This window comes from Pseudomonas sp. SDI (assembly GCF_003105155.1).
Taxonomy (GTDB): Bacteria; Pseudomonadota; Gammaproteobacteria; order Pseudomonadales; family Pseudomonadaceae; genus Aquipseudomonas.
Genome location: NZ_QETK01000007.1, coordinates 20,506 through 38,103, shown reverse-complemented (window position 1 = coordinate 38,103; position 17,598 = coordinate 20,506). Strand labels below are relative to the sequence as shown.

27 protein-coding genes are annotated in these 17,598 nt (G+C 57.5%); 1 reads left to right on the top strand and 26 read right to left on the bottom strand.

From position 1 onward, the window contains the following. Positions 1-8: 8 nt before the first annotated feature. Positions 9-1,403, bottom strand: coding sequence for an MFS transporter (locus DCO48_RS06340; protein ID WP_116549744.1), 1,395 nt, complete (start codon positions 1,401-1,403; stop codon positions 9-11). A 130-nt stretch (positions 1,404-1,533) separates the two neighbouring features. On the opposite strand from DCO48_RS06340, the gene uvrA reads away from it, so the two are divergent. Beyond that, positions 1,534-4,368, top strand: coding sequence for an excinuclease ABC subunit UvrA (gene uvrA / locus DCO48_RS06335; protein ID WP_165840736.1), 2,835 nt, complete (start codon positions 1,534-1,536; stop codon positions 4,366-4,368). A 59-nt stretch (positions 4,369-4,427) separates the two neighbouring features. Here the strand turns inward: uvrA and bfr are convergent, their stop codons facing one another. From bfr to rpsS, 25 genes are all read right to left on the bottom strand, one after another. After that, positions 4,428-4,892 carry a bacterioferritin gene (gene bfr / locus DCO48_RS06330; RefSeq protein WP_116549742.1) on the bottom strand — a complete coding sequence of 155 codons (465 nt, stop codon included), beginning with the start codon at positions 4,890-4,892 and terminating at the stop codon, positions 4,428-4,430. A 165-nt stretch (positions 4,893-5,057) separates the two neighbouring features. Then, entirely contained in the window at positions 5,058-6,506 is a 1,449-nt protein-coding gene (locus DCO48_RS06325) for a catalase (protein WP_116549741.1), read from the bottom strand. A 174-nt stretch (positions 6,507-6,680) separates the two neighbouring features. Beyond that, entirely contained in the window at positions 6,681-7,067 is a 387-nt protein-coding gene (rplQ, locus tag DCO48_RS06320; protein WP_116549740.1) for a 50S ribosomal protein L17, read from the bottom strand. Between the two features lie 43 nt (positions 7,068-7,110). Continuing rightward, positions 7,111-8,112, bottom strand: a complete 1,002-nt coding sequence (rpoA, locus tag DCO48_RS06315) for a DNA-directed RNA polymerase subunit alpha (protein ID WP_003186012.1) — start codon at positions 8,110-8,112, stop codon at positions 7,111-7,113. Positions 8,113-8,134: 22 nt separating this feature from the next. Further along, a complete protein-coding gene (gene rpsD / locus DCO48_RS06310; RefSeq protein WP_116549739.1) occupies positions 8,135-8,755 on the bottom strand; it encodes a 30S ribosomal protein S4 in 621 nt (206 codons plus the stop codon). Positions 8,756-8,770: 15 nt separating this feature from the next. Beyond that, complete coding sequence (gene rpsK / locus DCO48_RS06305; RefSeq protein ID WP_002555466.1) at positions 8,771-9,160, bottom strand: 30S ribosomal protein S11; 390 nt, start codon at positions 9,158-9,160, stop codon at positions 8,771-8,773. 30 nt (positions 9,161-9,190) lie between these two features. Continuing rightward, complete coding sequence (gene rpsM / locus DCO48_RS06300) at positions 9,191-9,547, bottom strand: 30S ribosomal protein S13 (protein WP_116549738.1); 357 nt, start codon at positions 9,545-9,547, stop codon at positions 9,191-9,193. 131 nt (positions 9,548-9,678) lie between these two features. Next, positions 9,679-9,795 (bottom strand): 50S ribosomal protein L36, encoded by a 117-nt coding sequence (gene rpmJ, locus DCO48_RS06295; RefSeq protein ID WP_002555468.1) that lies wholly within the window; start codon positions 9,793-9,795, stop codon positions 9,679-9,681. 28 nt (positions 9,796-9,823) lie between these two features. Continuing rightward, positions 9,824-11,155, bottom strand: a complete 1,332-nt coding sequence (secY, locus tag DCO48_RS06290) for a preprotein translocase subunit SecY (RefSeq protein ID WP_010220319.1) — start codon at positions 11,153-11,155, stop codon at positions 9,824-9,826. Continuing rightward, positions 11,156-11,590: a 50S ribosomal protein L15 gene (gene rplO, locus DCO48_RS06285; protein WP_010220318.1), complete on the bottom strand. Its 435-nt coding sequence runs from the start codon at positions 11,588-11,590 to the stop codon at positions 11,156-11,158. A 3-nt stretch (positions 11,591-11,593) separates the two neighbouring features. Continuing rightward, entirely contained in the window at positions 11,594-11,770 is a 177-nt protein-coding gene (gene rpmD / locus DCO48_RS06280; protein ID WP_116549737.1) for a 50S ribosomal protein L30, read from the bottom strand. A gap of 2 nt (positions 11,771-11,772) precedes the next feature. Continuing rightward, positions 11,773-12,273 (bottom strand): 30S ribosomal protein S5, encoded by a 501-nt coding sequence (rpsE, locus tag DCO48_RS06275; RefSeq protein ID WP_010220316.1) that lies wholly within the window; start codon positions 12,271-12,273, stop codon positions 11,773-11,775. A gap of 3 nt (positions 12,274-12,276) precedes the next feature. Beyond that, positions 12,277-12,627: a 50S ribosomal protein L18 gene (gene rplR, locus DCO48_RS06270; RefSeq protein ID WP_009397496.1), complete on the bottom strand. Its 351-nt coding sequence runs from the start codon at positions 12,625-12,627 to the stop codon at positions 12,277-12,279. A gap of 10 nt (positions 12,628-12,637) precedes the next feature. Next, positions 12,638-13,171 carry a 50S ribosomal protein L6 gene (rplF, locus tag DCO48_RS06265; protein WP_116549736.1) on the bottom strand — a complete coding sequence of 178 codons (534 nt, stop codon included), beginning with the start codon at positions 13,169-13,171 and terminating at the stop codon, positions 12,638-12,640. 12 nt (positions 13,172-13,183) lie between these two features. After that, a complete protein-coding gene (gene rpsH / locus DCO48_RS06260; RefSeq protein WP_010220313.1) occupies positions 13,184-13,576 on the bottom strand; it encodes a 30S ribosomal protein S8 in 393 nt (130 codons plus the stop codon). A 208-nt stretch (positions 13,577-13,784) separates the two neighbouring features. Then, positions 13,785-14,090 carry a 30S ribosomal protein S14 gene (rpsN, locus tag DCO48_RS06255; RefSeq protein WP_116549735.1) on the bottom strand — a complete coding sequence of 102 codons (306 nt, stop codon included), beginning with the start codon at positions 14,088-14,090 and terminating at the stop codon, positions 13,785-13,787. Positions 14,091-14,103: 13 nt separating this feature from the next. Next, the gene (gene rplE / locus DCO48_RS06250) at positions 14,104-14,643 is read right to left on the bottom strand and encodes a 50S ribosomal protein L5 (RefSeq protein ID WP_043861930.1); all 540 of its coding nucleotides are present in this window, start codon (positions 14,641-14,643) and stop codon (positions 14,104-14,106) included. 20 nt (positions 14,644-14,663) lie between these two features. After that, complete coding sequence (gene rplX, locus DCO48_RS06245; protein ID WP_008374158.1) at positions 14,664-14,978, bottom strand: 50S ribosomal protein L24; 315 nt, start codon at positions 14,976-14,978, stop codon at positions 14,664-14,666. Between the two features lie 11 nt (positions 14,979-14,989). Further along, positions 14,990-15,358 (bottom strand): 50S ribosomal protein L14, encoded by a 369-nt coding sequence (gene rplN, locus DCO48_RS06240; protein WP_002555479.1) that lies wholly within the window; start codon positions 15,356-15,358, stop codon positions 14,990-14,992. A gap of 23 nt (positions 15,359-15,381) precedes the next feature. After that, entirely contained in the window at positions 15,382-15,648 is a 267-nt protein-coding gene (gene rpsQ, locus DCO48_RS06235; RefSeq protein WP_028944481.1) for a 30S ribosomal protein S17, read from the bottom strand. A 2-nt stretch (positions 15,649-15,650) separates the two neighbouring features. Then, complete coding sequence (rpmC, locus tag DCO48_RS06230; RefSeq protein ID WP_002555481.1) at positions 15,651-15,842, bottom strand: 50S ribosomal protein L29; 192 nt, start codon at positions 15,840-15,842, stop codon at positions 15,651-15,653. Then, positions 15,842-16,255, bottom strand: a complete 414-nt coding sequence (rplP, locus tag DCO48_RS06225) for a 50S ribosomal protein L16 (RefSeq protein ID WP_003255479.1) — start codon at positions 16,253-16,255, stop codon at positions 15,842-15,844. The genes rpmC and rplP overlap by 1 nt, the downstream gene beginning before the upstream one ends. Positions 16,256-16,267: 12 nt before the next feature. Then, on the bottom strand, positions 16,268-16,954 hold the full coding sequence (gene rpsC, locus DCO48_RS06220) for a 30S ribosomal protein S3 (protein ID WP_010220308.1): 687 nt from the start codon (positions 16,952-16,954) through the stop codon (positions 16,268-16,270). 13 nt (positions 16,955-16,967) lie between these two features. Next, positions 16,968-17,300 carry a 50S ribosomal protein L22 gene (gene rplV, locus DCO48_RS06215; RefSeq protein ID WP_003103908.1) on the bottom strand — a complete coding sequence of 111 codons (333 nt, stop codon included), beginning with the start codon at positions 17,298-17,300 and terminating at the stop codon, positions 16,968-16,970. A gap of 11 nt (positions 17,301-17,311) precedes the next feature. Continuing rightward, complete coding sequence (gene rpsS, locus DCO48_RS06210; RefSeq protein WP_002555486.1) at positions 17,312-17,587, bottom strand: 30S ribosomal protein S19; 276 nt, start codon at positions 17,585-17,587, stop codon at positions 17,312-17,314. Between the last annotated feature and the right edge of the window lie 11 nt (positions 17,588-17,598).

Here is a 17,598-nt window from a genome sequence, read left to right as displayed (position 1 = left end):
ACGTTCTCCTAGGCTTCGCACGCCGCGGGCGTCGGGTTTACCAGACGCTCCAGGGCCGAACGATCCAAAATTTTCGTATCCAATTTGATATAGATGGCGGCTTCTTCTGCTACCACTACTGCGTCGGTCACACCCGGTACAGCCATGAGGCGTTCGGTCAGACCGGCTTCACGAACCGCTTCCGGCGACAGCGGCATGCGCAGGCTGGTCACGTACGGCGGCTCGCGCATGCTGAATGCAACGATCAACCACACCGCACACAACGCGGCACATCCGAGGAACACCGTGCTCAGGCCACCGTGCTGATACAACCAGCCGCCGATGATCCCGCCCAGCGCGGCACCCAGGAACTGGCTGGTGGAGTACACCCCCATCGCCGTGCCCTTGCCACCCGCCGGTGAAACCTTGCTCACCAGCGAAGGCAGCGATGCCTCCAGCAGGTTGAAGGCGGTGAAGAATATCACGGTGCCGATCACCAGTTCGCGCAAGTTGACCGCTGACACCCAGAAGAATAGCTCTGTGAGCATCAGAACAGCGACCGCCCCCAATAAAACGCGTTTCATCTTGCGCTTTTTTTCGCCATAGATGATGAACGGAATCATTGCGAAGAATGAAATCAGCAACGCGGTGAGGTAAACCCACCAGTGCTGTTCTTTCGGCAGGCCGCCACGCTCGACGAACGCCAGCGGCAAGGCGACGAAGCTGGCCATCAGGATGGCATGCAGGACGAAGATGCCCACGTCCAGGCGCAGCAGGTCCGGATGGCGCAGCGTCGGCCCAAGGGCTTGCCTGGCCACACCCGACTCGCGGTGCTGCAGCGCGCCGTGCGAACGCGGCACCACAAAGGCGATGATCATGATCCCTACCAGGGCCATCGCCGCCGTGGCCAGGAACAGCCCGGACAAGCCGAACGCGCGGGTCAGCAACGGGCCGACCACCATGGCCACGGCGAACGACAGGCCGATGCTCATGCCGATCATGGCCATGGCTTTGGTCCGGTGCTGTTCGCGGGTCAGGTCAGAGAGCAGCGCCATCACCGCCGCCGAGATGGCCCCGGCACCTTGCAGCACGCGGCCGGCAATCACCCCCCAGATCGAGTCGGCCTGAGAAGCGAGCACACTGCCGAGGGCGAAGATCACCAGGCCCAGGTAAATCACCGGCAGTCGACCGATGCGGTCGGAGATGACCCCGAACGGAATCTGCAATACCGCCTGGGTCAGGCCATAGGCACCAATGGCCAGGCCAATCAGGGCCGGCGTGGCACCAGCCAGGTCCATGCCATAGGTCGCAAGCACCGGCAGGACCATGAACATGCCCAGCATTCGGAACGCGAACACCAGGGCCAGGCCGCCTGCGGCGCGAGTCTCGCTGCCGCTCATGCGTTCGCTATGGGGATCGTGCATGGATAAACCTCGTGTGAACCGGCGGCGATTCTATCAGTCCCACCGCTTAACGGCATATACAGTGACGCTTTGCCGCGTAGTGGCGCCGCGCCGTATACTCCTTCGTTTATGCCCGCAGAGCGAGGCCGCAGTGGACAAGATCCTGATTCGTGGGGCACGGACCCACAACCTGAAGAACATCGACCTCACCCTGCCGCGCGACAAGTTGATCGTGATTACCGGCCTGTCCGGCTCCGGCAAGTCGTCCCTGGCCTTCGACACGCTGTATGCCGAAGGTCAGCGCCGCTATGTCGAGTCGCTGTCAGCCTACGCCCGGCAGTTCCTGTCGATGATGGAAAAACCCGACGTCGACACCATCGAAGGTCTGTCACCGGCGATTTCCATCGAGCAGAAATCAACCTCGCACAACCCGCGGTCGACCGTCGGCACCATCACCGAAATCTACGATTACCTGCGCCTGCTGTATGCCCGCGTGGGGACGCCGCGCTGCCCCGACCACGACATCCCGCTGGAAGCCCAGACCGTCAGCCAGATGGTCGACCTGGTACTGGCCCAACCCGAAGGCAGCAAGCTGATGCTGCTGGCGCCGGTGATCCGCGAGCGCAAGGGCGAGCATCTGGCGGTATTCGAAGAGTTGCGCGCGCAAGGGTTTGTTCGTGCGCGAGTAAACGGCAAGCTGTTCGAGCTGGACGAGCTGCCCAAGCTCGACAAACAGAAGAAGCACAGCATCGACGTGGTGGTGGATCGCTTCAAGGTTCGCGAAGACCTGCAACAGCGCCTGGCCGAGTCGTTCGAGACAGCACTGAAGCTGGCCGACGGTATTGCCCTGGTGGCACCGATGGACGACGAGCCAGGTGAAGAGATGATCTTCTCCGCGCGCTTCGCCTGCCCGATCTGCGGCCACGCGATCAGCGAGCTGGAGCCCAAGCTGTTCTCCTTCAACAACCCCGCGGGCGCTTGCCCGACCTGCGACGGTCTCGGGGTGAAGCAGTTCTTCGATACCAAGCGCCTGGTCAACGGTGAGTTGACCCTGGCCGAAGGAGCGATACGCGGCTGGGATCGCCGCAATATGTACTACTTCCAGATGCTCGGCTCGCTGGCCGCGCATTACGGCTTCAGCCTTGAGGTGCCCTTCAAGGAGCTGTCGGCCGAACACCAGAAAATCATCCTCAGCGGCAGCGGCAGCAAGAACGTCGACTTCAAGTACCTGAACGACCGTGGTGATATCGTCAAGCGCTCGCACCCGTTCGAAGGCATCGTGCCGAACCTGGAGCGACGCTACCGCGAAACCGAATCGGCCACCGTGCGCGAAGAGCTGGCCAAGTTCCTCAGCACCCAGCCCTGCCCGGATTGCCGTGGTACCCGTCTGCGCCGCGAAGCACGCCATGTGTGGGTCGGCGAGAAGACCCTGCCGGCGGTGACCGGGTTACCCATCGGCGACGCCAGCGACTACTTCGCCGGCCTGAAACTGAGCGGACGCCGCGGCGAGATCGCCGACAAGATCCTCAAGGAAATCTGCGAGCGCCTGCAGTTCCTGGTCAACGTCGGCCTCGACTACCTGACCCTGGACCGCAGCGCCGACACCCTCTCCGGGGGCGAAGCGCAGCGTATCCGCCTGGCCAGTCAGATCGGTGCGGGCCTGGTCGGGGTGATGTATATCCTCGATGAGCCATCGATCGGCCTGCATCAGCGCGACAACGACCGTCTGCTGGCCACCCTCAATCACCTGCGCGACATCGGCAACACGGTGATTGTGGTCGAACACGACGAGGACGCGATCCGTCTCGCCGACTATGTGGTGGACATCGGCCCTGGCGCCGGAGTGCATGGCGGACAGATCGTCGCCGAAGGGACGCCGCAACAGGTCATGGACCACCCTGACTCGCTGACCGGCAAATACCTTTCCGGACGCAAGAAGATCGCCGTGCCGGCCACGCGCACGCCGCGTAACAAGAAACTCTCGCTGAAGCTCAAAGGCGCACGCGGCAACAACCTGCAGAGCGTCGACCTGGAAATTCCAATCGGTCTGCTGACCTGCGTGACGGGCGTATCCGGCTCGGGCAAGTCGACGCTGATCAACAATACCTTGTTCCCCCTCGCCGCCACCGCGCTGAACGGTGCCAGTACCCTCGAAGCCGCCGCCCATGACAGCTGCGACGGCCTGCAGCATCTGGACAAGGTGGTCGACATCGACCAGAGCCCGATCGGCCGCACGCCGCGCTCCAACCCGGCGACGTATACCGGCCTGTTCACGCCGATCCGCGAGCTGTTCTCCGGTGTGCCGGAATCGCGCTCGCGTGGCTACGGCCCTGGGCGGTTCTCGTTCAACGTCAAGGGCGGCCGCTGCGAGGCCTGCCAGGGCGACGGCCTGATCAAGGTGGAAATGCACTTCCTGCCAGACATCTATGTGCCGTGCGACGTGTGCAAGAGCAAGCGCTACAACCGCGAGACCCTGGAGATCAAGTACAAGGGCAAGAACATCCACGAGGTGCTGGAAATGACCATCGAGGAAGCCCGCGAGTTCTTCGATGCGGTACCGGCGCTGGCGCGCAAGCTGCAAACGCTGATGGACGTGGGCCTGTCGTATATCAAGCTGGGGCAATCGGCAACCACCCTGTCCGGTGGCGAGGCGCAGCGGGTCAAGCTGTCCCGCGAGCTGTCCAAGCGCGATACCGGCAAAACCCTGTACATCCTCGACGAGCCGACCACCGGCCTGCACTTTGCCGATATTCAGCAATTGCTCGATGTGCTGCATCGCCTGCGCGACCACGGCAACACGGTGGTGGTGATCGAGCACAACCTGGACGTGATCAAGACTGCCGACTGGCTGGTCGATCTCGGCCCTGAGGGTGGCTCCAAAGGCGGCCAGATCATCGCCTTCGGTACCCCGGAGGAACTGGCCGAGATGAAGCAGTCGCATACCGGCTACTACCTCAAGCCGTTGCTGGAACGCGACCGGGCCTGAGCCCATGAAAAAGCCCCTGTCGCTCACGCGCCAGGGGCTTTTTTGTATCTGGGGGAAACTTACATCTGCGATTGCAGGTAGTTTTCCAGGCCGATGGCCTTGATCAGGCCCTGCTGCTTCTCCAGCCAATAGGTGTGATCTTCTTCGGTATCGGCCAGTTGCAGGCGGAGGATGTCGCGGCTGATGTAGTCCTTGTGCAGCTCGCACAGCTCGATGCCTTTGCACAGTGCAGCACGGACTTTGTATTCCAGGCGCAGGTCGGCGGCGATCATTTCGGGAACCGTGGTACCCACGTCCAGATCGTCCGGGCGCATGCGCGGGGTGCCTTCCAGCATCAGGATACGGCGCATCAGTGCGTCGGCGTGCTGCGCCTCTTCTTCCATTTCGTGGTTGATACGCTCGTAGAGCTTGCTCAAGCCCCAGTCTTCGTACATCCGCGAATGGATGAAATATTGGTCGCGTGCCGCCAGTTCGCCCGTCAGCAACGTGTTGAGGTAATCGATTACGTCCGGGTGACCTTGCATCGCCCTGCCTCTCCCTGTGTGAAAGCCATAGTTTGAACCAGGATGACCGGGAGGTCACCTGCAATTACGGTAAAAGTGGCAAAATCCGGTAAAAAAGCAGTTAAACAGTAGTCAATTGCATTGAAAAACCGCCCTAATGAGGGCGGTTCTTTTTATCATTTCGACTTAGGCCAAATTCGCCCCAAGCGCCTTGGCGACACCTTCGCCGTACGCCGGATCAGCCTTGTAGAAATACTGCAATTGGCGCTGCACCACCTCCTCGCTGACCCCGGCCATGGCACCGGCAATGTTGCTGATAAGCAGCGCTTTCTGCTCAGCACTCATCAGACGGAACAGCGCACCCGCATGGCTGAAGTAATCACTGTCTTCGCGGTGATCATAACGATCGGCCGCACCGCTCAATGCCAGCGCCGGCTCTGCGTACCGCGGTGCCTGTTTCGGCGCATTGCCGTAGCTGTTCGGCTCGTAGTTAGGCGCCGCACCACCATTGCTGCCAAAGGCCATCGAGCCGTCGCGCTGGTAGGTATTCACCGGGCTACGCGGCGCGTTCACTGGCAGTTGCTGGTGATTGGTGCCCACACGGTAACGGTGCGCATCGGCGTAGGCGAAAACACGCCCTTGCAGCATACGGTCTGGCGACAGGCCAACACCTGGAATCATATTGCTCGGGCCGAACGCCGCCTGCTCGACTTCGGCGAAATAGTTCTGCGGGTTGCGGTTGAGCTCCAGCACGCCAATCTCGATCAGCGGGTAGTCCTTCTGCGACCAGGTCTTGGTCACGTCGAACGGATTCTCGGCGCGGCCGGCGGCTTCAGCTTCGCTCATCACCTGAATGCATACGCTCCACTGCGGGAAGTCGCCACGCTCGATGGCTTCAAACAGGTCACGCTGAGCGTAATCCGGATCGGTACCCGCCAAGCGCGCGGCATCTGCCGGCGAGAGATTCTTGATACCTTGCTTGGTCTTGAAGTGCCATTTGACCCAGGTGCGCTCGCCCTGGGCATTGATCAGGCTGTAGGTATGACTGCCGAAACCGTGCATGTGGCGGTAGCCATCCGGGATACCCCGGTCGGAGAACAGAATGGTGACCTGGTGCAGCGCTTCCGGCGAATGCGACCAGAAGTCCCACATCATCTGCGCGCTTTTCAGGTTGCTCTGCGGTAGGCGTTTCTGGGTGTGGATAAAGTCTGGGAACTTCAGCGGGTCGCGGATGAAGAACACTGGGGTGTTGTTGCCGACGATGTCCCAGTTGCCTTCCTCAGTGTAAAACTTCAGGGCAAAGCCGCGTGGGTCACGCTCGGTATCGGCCGAACCGCGCTCGCCACCCACGGTGGAGAAGCGCAGGAAGGTCTCAGTTTGCTTGCCGAGCGTGTCAAACAGCTTGGCACTGGTGTATTGGGTGATATCCCGGGTCACGGTGAAGGTGCCATAGGCGCCCGAGCCCTTGGCGTGTACGCGACGCTCCGGGATATTCTCGCGGTTGAAGTGCGCGAGCTTTTCAAGCAAGTGGAAGTCATCCAGCAGCAGTGGCCCACGTGGACCAGCCGAACGCGAATTCTGGTTGTCGGCAACCGGGGCTCCGCTTGCGGTGGTCAACGTTGTGTTCTGGCTCATGGTTACTCTCCCTTATCAGACTCTGGCTGCCGGCTAATCGGCTGAGAGAGAGTATTGACCATGAACATGACACCATCAAATTCATTACATGACTTGAATCAATAGATTCCATCAATGTATGCAGACACAAAAAACCGGGCACTAGGCCCGGTTCCTTGTTTAAGACTGTTCGTCTTACTCAGCAGCTTCTACAGCGCCGCCAACTGGACGATCGACCAGTTCGACGTAAGCCATAGGTGCGTTATCGCCAGCGCGGAAACCGCACTTGAGGATACGCAGGTAGCCGCCCTGACGGGTGGCGTAACGCTTGCCCAGATCGTTGAACAGCTTGCCGACGATTTCTTTCGAACGAGTACGGTCGAAAGCCAGACGACGGTTTGCAACGCTATCTTCCTTGGCCAGGGTGATCAGCGGCTCGGCAACGCGGCGCAGTTCTTTGGCTTTTGGCAGAGTAGTTTTGATCAGCTCGTGCTCGAACAGCGACACCGCCATGTTCTGGAACATAGCCTTGCGGTGAGAGCTGGTACGGCTCAGGTGACGTCCACTTTTACGATGACGCATGGGTTCATTCCTTACCAAACACTACGTTCGGTGATTACGACGATCAGGCAGTCGCCTTGTCGTCCTTCTTAAGACTTGCAGGCGGCCAGTTGTCGAGGCGCATGCCGAGGGACAGACCACGGGAGGCCAGAACGTCCTTGATTTCGGTCAAGGATTTCTTGCCCAGGTTCGGAGTCTTCAACAGTTCTACTTCGGTACGCTGAATCAGGTCGCCGATGTAGTAAATGTTCTCCGCCTTAAGGCAGTTGGCCGAACGCACGGTCAATTCCAGATCGTCAACCGGACGAAGCAGGATCGGATCGATCTCGTCTTCCTGTTCGACTACCACAGGTTCGCTGTCACCTTTGAGGTCGACGAATGCAGCCAGCTGCTGTTGCAGGATGGTTGCAGCACGACGGATAGCCTCTTCAGGATCCAGAGTACCGTTGGTTTCCAGATCAATAACCAGCTTGTCCAGGTTGGTACGCTGCTCGACACGGGCGTTTTCCACCACATAGGCGATACGGCGAACCGGGCTGAACGAAGAGTCGAGCTGCAAGCGACCAATGCTGCGGCTTTCGTCTTCATCGCTCTGACGCGAGTCGGCTGGCTCGTAACCACGACCACGAGCTACGGTGAGCTTCATGTTCAGGGCGCCATTCGACGCCAGGTTAGCGATTACGTGATCGGGGTTAACGATCTCGACATCATGATCCAGCTGAATATCGGCAGCGGTAACCACCCCCGAACCCTTTTTCGACAAGGTCAGCGTAACTTCGTCACGACCGTGCAGTTTGATAGCCAGGCCTTTCAGGTTCAACAGGATTTCAATGACGTCTTCCTGTACACCTTCGATTGCCGAGTACTCGTGGAGTACACCGTCAATCTCGGCCTCGACTACTGCACAGCCAGGCATGGAGGACAACAGGATGCGGCGCAGCGCGTTGCCCAGGGTATGGCCGAAACCACGCTCGAGAGGCTCGAGCGTGATTTTAGCGCGGGTTGGACTGACGACCTGCACATCAATATGGCGGGGCGTCAGGAACTCATTTACCGAAATCTGCATGGATGCACCTATTTTCTAGCCCTTACTTGGAGTAGAGCTCGACAATCAGGCTTTCGTTGATGTCGGCAGACAGATCGCTACGAGCAGGAACGTTCTTGAAAACGCCCGACTTCTTAGCAGTATCTACGTCTACCCACTCAACGCGGCCACGCTGGGCGCACAGTTCAAGGGCTTGAACAATGCGCAGCTGGTTCAGCGACTTCTCGCGAACCGCGACCACGTCACCCGGACGAACTTGGTAGGACGGAACGTTTACAGTCTTGCCGTTGATGCTGATCGCTTTGTGCGAAACCAGCTGACGGGATTCAGCACGGGTAGCGCCGAAGCCCATACGATATACAACGTTATCCAGACGGCATTCGAGCAGTTGCAGCAGGTTCTCACCGGTAGCGCCTTTTTTGGCAGCCGCTTCCTTGTAGTAACCGCTGAACTGACGCTCGAGAACGCCGTAGATACGACGGACTTTTTGCTTCTCACGCAGCTGGGTGCCGTAGTCGGACTGACGACCACGACGCTGACCGTGAATACCTGGGGCTGCTTCGATGTTGCACTTCGATTCCAGAGCGCGAACGCCGCTCTTCAGGAACAGATCGGTGCCTTCACGACGAGACAGTTTGCATTTTGGACCAATGTAACGTGCCATTTATCTGTCTCCTGATTACACGCGGCGCTTCTTCGGCGGACGGCACCCGTTATGCGGGATTGGCGTCACGTCGGTGATGCTGGCGATCTTATAGCCACAGCCGTTCAGAGCACGAACAGCGGACTCACGACCTGGACCTGGACCCTTGACGTTAACGTCGAGGTTCTTCAGACCATATTCCAGCGCAGCTTGACCAGCACGCTCAGCAGCTACCTGAGCAGCGAACGGGGTGGACTTGCGAGAACCGCGGAAACCCGAACCGCCGGAGGTAGCCCAGGACAGAGCGTTACCTTGACGATCGGTGATGGTCACGATGGTGTTGTTAAAAGAGGCATGGATGTGGGCGATGCCATCAACCACTGTCTTTTTGACTTTTTTACGAGGACGAGCAGCAGGTTTTGCCATTTCTAAATTCCTGTCGATTCGCTGGTGCGATTACTTGCGGATCGGCTTACGCGGACCTTTACGGGTACGCGCGTTGGTCTTGGTACGCTGACCGCGTACTGGCAGACCCCGACGATGACGCAGGCCGCGGTAGCAACCCAGGTCCATCAACCGCTTGATTTTCATGTTGATGTCACGGCGCAGATCACCTTCGGTGATGTACTTCGCAACTTCAGTACGCAGCGATTCAACCTGCTCGTCGCTCAGATCCTTGATCTTTGCGGCTGGGTTGACCCCAGTCACTGCACAGATGCTCTGCGCAGTAGTGCGACCAACACCATAGATGTAGGTCAGCGAGATAACAGTGTGCTTGTTATCTGGAATGTTGACGCCTGCAATACGGGCCATTCAGTGGGACTCCAATTGACAGCTACCTACGCCCCGGAAGCCAAGAAATAGGGCGCGAGATAATATCGCTGTAGAAACAAATAATCAACCCAGCAGCGCACTAGCTGCTGGGTTTGAAGCACAGATCACACTCAGCCTTGGCGCTGCTTGTGACGTGGTTCCGCGCTGCAAATTACTCGAACAACACCTTCGCGGCGAATAATTTTGCAGTTACGGCACAGCTTTTTCACCGATGCACGAACTTTCATCACCAACTCCTCGAACCTTAAGGGTCAATCAGCGCAGCAGACCGCTGCCACCGTAGCCTTTCAGGTTGGCTTTCTTCATCAGGGATTCGTACTGGTGCGAAACGAGGTGCGATTGTACTTGGGACATGAAGTCCATCACAACCACTACCACAATCAGCAACGAGGTCCCGCCAAGGTAGAACGGAACGTTTGCCGCTACCACCAGGAACTGGGGGAGGAGACAGACGGCCGTCATATAAAGAGCACCGAACATGGTCAAACGGGTCAGAACGCCATCAATGTAGCGCGCCGACTGCTCACCAGGACGGATGCCCGGAATAAAGGCACCGGACTTCTTCAGGTTTTCCGCTACGTCTTTCGGATTGAACATCAACGCCGTATAGAAGAAGCAGAAGAAAATAATCCCTGCACTAAACAGCAGAATATTCAACGGCTGACCAGGAGCGATCGACTGCGAGATGTCCTGCAGCCAGCCCATACCTTCAGACTGACCGAACCAGGCACCCAGCGAAGCCGGGAACAGCAAAATGCTGCTTGCGAAAATAGCTGGGATTACACCAGCCATGTTCACTTTCAACGGCAAGTGGCTAGTCTGCGCAGCGAAGACCTTGCGACCCTGCTGACGCTTGGCATAGTGAACGGCGATTCGACGCTGACCACGCTCAATGAACACCACAAAACCGATAATCGCTACTGCCAGCAAACCGATAGCGACCAGAGCGAAAATGTTGATATCGCCCGTACGCGCAGACTCGAAAGACTGCCCGATTGCTCTCGGAAGACCGGCGACGATACCTGCGAAGATCAACATCGAGATACCGTTGCCTACACCGCGCTCCGTGATTTGCTCACCCAGCCACATCATGAACATCGCACCCGCCACAAAGGTGGAGACCGCAACGAAATGGAAGCCAAAGTCAGCAGAAAACGCTACACCCTGGCCGGCCAGACCAATGGACATGCCAATGGCTTGGACCAGCGCCAGGATGACGGTGCCGTAGCGGGTGTACTGGCTGATCTTGCGACGGCCAGCTTCACCTTCCTTCTTCAACTGCTCCAGCTGCGGGCTGACGGCGGTCATCAGTTGCATGATGATCGATGCCGAAATGTACGGCATGATCCCCAATGCAAAAATGCTCATCCGCTCCAGCGCGCCGCCGGAAAACATGTTGAACAAGCTAAGAATGGTCCCCTCATTCTGTCGAAACAGTTCCGCCAGCCGGTCCGGGTTGATGCCTGGAACTGGGATGTGTGCGCCTATCCGATAGACGATGATCGCCAGAAACAGAAAACGCAGACGAGCCCAAAGTTCAGACATCCCGCCTTTACCGAGCGAAGAGAGAGCACCTTGCTTAGCCATTTATTCCTCGAACTTGCCGCCAGCTGCTTCGATAGCCGCACGCGCACCTTTGGTGGCTGCGATACCCTTGATGGTGACCGCGCGAGTAACTTCGCCGGACAGCATGATTTTCACACGCTGTACGTTTTGGTTAATCACGTTGGCATCCTTCAGGGATTGCACGGTGACAACGTCGCCTTCCACTTTGGCCAGCTCGGACAGACGCACTTCTGCGCGGTCCATGGCTTTCAGGGAAACGAAGCCGAACTTCGGCAGACGACGGTGCAGCGGCTGTTGACCGCCTTCAAAGCCTGGAGCGATGGTGCCACCGGAACGGGAGGTTTGACCTTTGTGACCACGGCCACCAGTCTTACCCAAACCGCTACCGATACCACGACCCGGACGATGCTTCTCGCGACGGGAACCCGGCGCTGGACTCAGATCATTGAGTTTCATCGATTAACCCTCGACGCGCAGCATGTAGTAAGCCTTGTTGATCATCCCGCGATTCTCGGGAGTATCCTGGACTTCTACAGTGTGACCGATGCGGCGCAGACCCAGACCCTTAACGCACAGTTTGTGGTTAGGGATACGGCCGGCGGTGCTTTTGATCAGCGTTACTTTAACGGTAGCCATGATCAACGGATCTCCTCAACGCTCTTGCCGCGCTTGGCAGCAATGGACTCAGGAGATTGCATAGCCTTCAGACCCTTGAAGGTGGCGTGAACCACGTTCACTGGGTTAGTCGAGCCGTAGCACTTGGCCAGGACGTTCTGAACACCAGCAACTTCCAGGACAGCACGCATCGCGCCACCGGCGATGATACCGGTACCTTCCGAAGCAGGCTGCATGTACACCTTCGAGGCGCCATGAGCAGACTTGGTAGCGTACTGCAGAGTGGTGCCGTTCAGGTCGACTTGAATCATGTTGCGACGAGCAGCTTCCATGGCTTTCTGGATCGCAGCAGGTACTTCGCGCGACTTGCCACGGCCGAAGCCGACACGACCTTTACCATCACCAACCACGGTCAGCGCGGTGAAGGTGAAGATACGGCCGCCTTTAACGGTTTTCGCTACGCGGTTAACTTGAACCAGCTTCTCGATGTAGCCTTCGTCGCGCTTTTGATCGTTATTTGCCATAACTTAGAACTCCAGCCCGCCTTCACGAGCAGCATCAGCCAGCGCTTTGACGCGGCCATGGTACTTGAAGCCGGAACGGTCAAAGGCAACTTGAGATACACCGGCGGCTTTCGCACGCTCAGCTACCAGCTTGCCAACCTTAGTGGCCGCGTCGATGTTGCCAGTGGCGCCATCACGCAGTTCTTTGTCCAAGGTCGAGGCGCTGGCCAGAACCTTGCTGCCGTCGGCCGAAATGACCTGGGCATAGATGTGCTGCGAGGAGCGGAACACGCAGAGACGCACGACTTCGAGTTCGTGCATTTTCAGGCGTGCTTTGCGAGCGCGACGCAGTCGAGTAACTTTTTTGTCGGTCATTTGCTAGGCCCTACTTCTTCTTGGCTTCTTTACGACGGACGACTTCGTCCGCGTAACGCACACCCTTGCCTTTGTACGGCTCTGGTGGACGGAAGTCGCGGATTTCAGCGGCCACCTGACCTACCAGCTGCTTATCGATGCCCTTGATCAGGATATCGGTCTGGCTTGGGGTCTCAGCGGTGATGCCGGCTGGCAGCTCGTAGTCCACTGGGTGCGAGAAGCCGAGCGCCAGGTTCAGCACGGTGCCTTTGGCTTGTGCTTTGTAACCAACACCGACCAGCTGGAGCTTACGCTCGAAGCCTTGGCTTACGCCCTGGACCATGTTGTTTACCAGCGCACGGGTAGTACCGGCCATAGCGCGGGTTTGCTGGTCGCCATTGCGAGCAGCGAAACGCAGCTCACCGGCTTCTTCGGTAATTTCTACAGACGAGTGAACATTCAGTTCGAGAGTGCCCTTGGCACCCTTCACCGAAAGCTGCTGGCCGACGAATTTGATTTCGACACCGGCTGGCAGCTTAACGGGGTTCTTAGCGACGCGAGACATGCTTATCCCCCCTTAGAACACTGTGCAGAGAACTTCGCCGCCGACACCGGCAGCGCGCGCAGCACGATCAGTCATCACACCTTTGTTGGTGGAGACGATAGACACGCCCAGACCGCCACGTACTTTCGGCAGTTCTTCGACGGACTTGTACTGACGCAGGCCTGGACGACTTACGCGCTTGACTTCCTCGATGACCGGACGGCCTTCGAAGTATTTCAGCTCGATGGACAGCGAAGGCTTAACTTCGCTGCTGACCTGATAACCCGCGATGTAACCTTCGTCTTTCAGAACTTTGGCTACAGCCACCTTCAGGGTCGAGGACGGCATGCTTACGACGGACTTTTCAGCCATCTGGGCATTACGGATTCGAGTTAGCATGTCCGCTAACGGGTCCTGCATACTCATGGGCTAGACGCTCCTGATACAAGAAAAATTAGCCTTTCGGCTACTACAGTCCCCTGAACGCACAGGGCAAAAAACCCGGGCTCAGGAGAGCCGGTCATTCTAGACACATCCCAAAAACGAAACAAGCCCCAAAAGGGGCTTGTTTCGTTGCAAGATCACCGGTGGTCGGAAGATCACTCCCCCGCCACCAGGACGCTGCCGGTACGTCTTACCAGCTGGCTTTAACCAGACCTGGAACGTCACCGCGCATTGCTGCTTCACGCAGCTTGTTACGGCCGAGGCCGAACTTGCGGTAAACGCCGTGTGGACGACCGGTGATGCGGCAGCGGTTACGCAGGCGCGAAGCGCTGGCGTCACGTGGCTGCTTCTGCAGAGCTACAACAGCTGCAAAACGCTCTTCTGGAGTTACGTCCAGGTTCACGATGATAGCTTTGAGCTCAGCACGCTTCTTGGCGAACTTAGCAACCGTGAGCTGACGCTTCAGCTCGCGGTTTTTCATGCTCTTCTTGGCCATTTTCCTACTCCAATCAGTTGCGGAACGGGAATTTGAAAGCACGCAGCAAGGCGCGACCTTCGTCATCCGTACGAGCAGTGGTGGTCAGGGTAATGTCCAGACCGCGCAGAGCATCGATCTTGTCGTAGTCGATTTCCGGGAAGATGATCTGCTCTTTCACGCCCATGCTGTAGTTGCCACGACCGTCGAAGGACTTGGCATTCAGGCCGCGGAAGTCGCGAACCCGAGGCAGGGAGATCGCCAGCAGGCGGTCCAGGAACTCGTACATACGATCACGGCGCAGAGTGACTTTAACGCCGATCGGCCAGCCCTCACGGACTTTGAAGCCCGCGATGGATTTCCGAGCGAAAGTCACAACGGCTTTTTGACCGGTGATCTTTTCCAGGTCAGCTACAGCATGCTCGATGACTTTTTTGTCGCCGACAGCTTCGCCCAGACCCATGTTCAGGGTGATCTTGGTAACGCGCGGAACTTCCATCACGTTCGCCAGCTTAAGTTCTTCCTTAAGCTTGGGAGCGATTTCCTTCCGATAAATCTCTTTCAGTCGTGCCATGGTCTTCTACCTAGCAGTGTTCAAGCATCAACCGCTTTTTGGGTCGACTTGAAGACACGAATTTTTTTGCCTTCTTCTACTTTGAAACCAACGCGGTCAGCCTTGTTGGTTTCGCCGTTGAAAATGGCGACGTTGGAAGCGTGCAGTGGCGCTTCTTTCTCGACGATACCGCCTTGTACGCCCGACATCGGGTTAGGCTTGGTATGACGCTTCACCAGGTTGATCCCACCAACGACCAGACGGTCGTCAGCGAGTACCTTCAGCACCTTACCGCGCTTACCTTTGTCTTTGCCGGCGATCACGATGATCTCGTCGTCACGACGAATCTTTTGCATGTCGGATCTCCTTACAGCACTTCTGGGGCGAGCGAGACGATCTTCATGAACTTCTCAGTACGAAGTTCACGGGTCACTGGCCCAAAGATACGGGTGCCGATCGGCTCTTGCTTGTTGTTCAGAAGAACAGCAGCGTTGCCATCAAAGCGGATGATGGAGCCGTCTGCACGACGGACACCGTGGCGAGTGCGGACTACAACAGCAGTCATCACTTGGCCTTTCTTCACTTTACCGCGAGGAATTGCTTCCTTGACGGTTACCTTGATGATGTCACCGATACCGGCGTAACGGCGGTGAGAACCGCCGAGCACCTTGATGCACATGACGCGACGAGCGCCGCTGTTATCGGCCACATCGAGCATGGATTGAGTCTGAATCATAAAATTTCTCCGACCCTTAGCCCTTAGACTTCAACAGCGCGTTCGAGAACTTCAACCAGTGCCCAAGCCTTGGTCTTGGCCAGCGGACGGGTCTCACGAATGGAGACCTTGTCGCCGATGTGGCACTGATTGGTTTCGTCGTGCGCGTGCAGCTTAGTCGAACGCTTAACGTATTTACCGTAGATCGGGTGCTTAACGCGACGCTCGATCAGTACGGTGATGGTTTTGTCCATCTTGTCGCTGACAACACGGCCAGTCAGCGTACGGACGGTTTTTTCGGCTTCAGCCATGATTACTTACCTGCCTGCTGGTTGAGCACAGTTTTCACGCGAGCGATGTCACGCTTCACTTGCGAGAGCAGGTGAGACTGCCCCAACTGGCCAGTTGCTTTCTGCATACGCAGATTGAACTGGTCGCGCAGCAAGCCGAGCAGTTGCTCGTTCAGTTGCTGTGCTGATTTCTCACGAAGTTCATTCGCTTTCATCACATCACCGTCCGCTTAACAAAGGAGGTGGCGAGCGGCAGCTTCGCAGCTGCCAAGGCGAATGCCTCACGCGCCAGCTCTTCAGAAACACCCTCGATCTCGTACAGGACCTTGCCTGGCTGGATCTGGGCAACCCAGTACTCCACGGAACCTTTACCTTTACCCATCCGCACTTCGAGAGGCTTCTTGGAGATCGGCTTGTCCGGGAACACACGGATCCAGATCTTACCGCCACGTTTTACGTGACGAGTCAGGGCACGACGTGCCGATTCGATCTGGCGAGCGGTGAGACGACCGCGAGCAACAGCTTTCAAGGCGAATTCGCCGAAGCTTACTTTGCTACCGCGCAGTGCCAGACCACGGTTGTGGCCAGTCATCTGCTTGCGGAATTTTGTACGCTTAGGTTGCAACATTTGGCGTACCCCTTACTTAGCAGCTTTTTTACGAGGCGCTGGTGCTTGTGGTTTCAGCTCTTCTTGGCGACCACCAATTACTTCGCCTTTGAAGATCCAAACCTTGACACCGATCACACCGTAAGTGGTGTGAGCTTCGTAGGTGGCATAGTCGATATCGGCACGCAGGGTGTGCAGTGGCACACGACCTTCGCGATACCATTCAGTACGTGCGATTTCAGCACCGCCGAGACGACCGCTCACTTGGATTTTGATGCCTTTGGCACCAATGCGCATGGCGTTCTGTACGGCGCGCTTCATGGCGCGACGGAACATCACACGACGCTCCAGCTGCTGAGCTACGCTCTGAGCAACCAGCATACCGTCGAGTTCCGGCTTGCGGATCTCTTCGATATTGATGTGCACAGGCACACCCATTTGCTTGGTCAGGTCCTGACGCAGTTTCTCAACATCTTCACCCTTCTTCCCGATAACGATACCTGGACGAGCGGTGTGGATGGTGATGCGTGCAGTTTGTGCCGGACGATGGATATCGATACGGCTAACGGACGCGCTTTTTAGTTTGTCTTGGAGGTACTCACGCACATTCAGATCTGCGAGCAAATAGTCCGCATAAGTCCGACCGTCTGCGTACCAGACGGAGGTGTGCTCCTTGACGATTCCCAGGCGAATGCCAGTGGGATGTACTTTCTGACCCATCTGATCGACTCCGTTACTTGTCCGCAACCTTGACAGTGATATGGCAAGACCGCTTGACGATGCGATCAGCGCGGCCTTTGGCACGCGGCATGATGCGCTTCAGCGAACGCCCTTCGTTGACGAAAACGGTGGAGACCTTCAGGTCATCAACGTCTGCGCCTTCGTTATGCTCGGCGTTGGCTACGGCCGACTCGAGGACTTTCTTCATGATTTCAGCGGCTTTTTTGCTGCTGAAGGCCAACAGGTTGAGCGCTTCGCCCACCTTCTTCCCGCGGATCTGGTCGGCGACCAAGCGGGCTTTCTGGGCGGAGATGCGAGCGCCCGACAACTTAGCGGCTACTTCCATTTCCTAACCCCTTAACGCTTGGCTTTCTTGTCAGCCACGTGCCCGCGGTAGGTGCGGGTACCGGCAAACTCGCCCAGTTTGTGGCCGACCATGTCTTCGTTCACGAGAACTGGGACGTGTTGACGACCGTTATGTACCGCGATGGTCAGACCGACCATTTGTGGCAGGATCATGGAGCGACGCGACCAGGTCTTAACTGGTTTGCGATCGTTCTTTTCCGCCGCCACTTCGATCTTCTTCAGTAGGTGAAGATCAATAAAAGGACCTTTTTTCAGAGAACGTGGCACTGTCGTATCCC